Below are 861 nucleotides of genomic sequence, written 5' to 3'. Positions count from 1 at the left end.
GCTCAAAAAACTTTAGTTGGCGGTACTCCCTTGCCGCCACGGTGTTGTTGTTATCACCGTTCGATTTATTGGCATCACTCGGCATGGACATGTACTTGCCAGCAGTGCCGTTTATGCCAAACGCGCTTGGTACGACAGCGAGCACAATTCAGCTTACGCTGACAACGTACTTGGTCATGATTGGTGCCGGTCAGCTCTTGTTTGGACCGCTATCGGACCGACTGGGGCGCCGCCCCGTTCTACTGGGAGGTGGCCTCGCCTACGTTGTGGCGTCAATGGGCCTCGCTCTTACGTCATCGGCTGAAGTCTTTCTGGGGCTTCGGATTCTTCAGGCTTGTGGTGCCTCGGCGTGCCTTGTTTCCACATTTGCAACAGTACGTGACATTTACGCAGGTCGCGAGGAAAGTAATGTCATTTACGGCATACTCGGATCCATGCTGGCCATGGTCCCGGCGGTAGGCCCATTGCTCGGAGCGCTCGTCGACATGTGGCTTGGGTGGCGGGCTATCTTTGCGTTTCTAGGTTTGGGCATGATCGCTGCATCTGCAGCAGCGTGGCGATTCTGGCCTGAAACCCGGGTGCAACGAGTTGCGGGCTTGCAATGGTCGCAGCTGCTACTCCCCGTTAAGTGCCTGAACTTCTGGTTGTACACGTTGTGTTACGCCGCTGGAATGGGTAGCTTCTTCGTCTTTTTCTCCATTGCGCCCGGACTAATGATGGGCAGGCAAGGTGTGTCTCAGCTTGGCTTCAGCCTGCTGTTCGCCACAGTGGCAATTGCCATGGTGTTTACGGCTCGTTTTATGGGGCGTGTGATACCCAAGTGGGGCAGCCCAAGTGTCTTGCGAATGGGAATGGGATGCC

The 861-nt window shown here is 55.7% G+C and carries 1 protein-coding gene; it reads left to right on the top strand.

Annotated features, from left to right (window positions below; genetic code table 11):
- The coding region (locus ACJHYR_RS27930) for a Bcr/CflA family efflux MFS transporter (protein ID WP_410233223.1) at positions 1 to 861 on the top strand (861 nt) is incomplete at both ends.

This window comes from Escherichia sp. WS1450 (assembly GCF_046487395.1).
GTDB classification, from domain to species: Bacteria; Pseudomonadota; Gammaproteobacteria; order Enterobacterales; family Enterobacteriaceae; genus Escherichia; species Escherichia coli.
The sequence above is the reverse complement of the archived record's forward strand: the minus strand, read 5'-3'. Positions and strand labels throughout refer to the sequence as shown.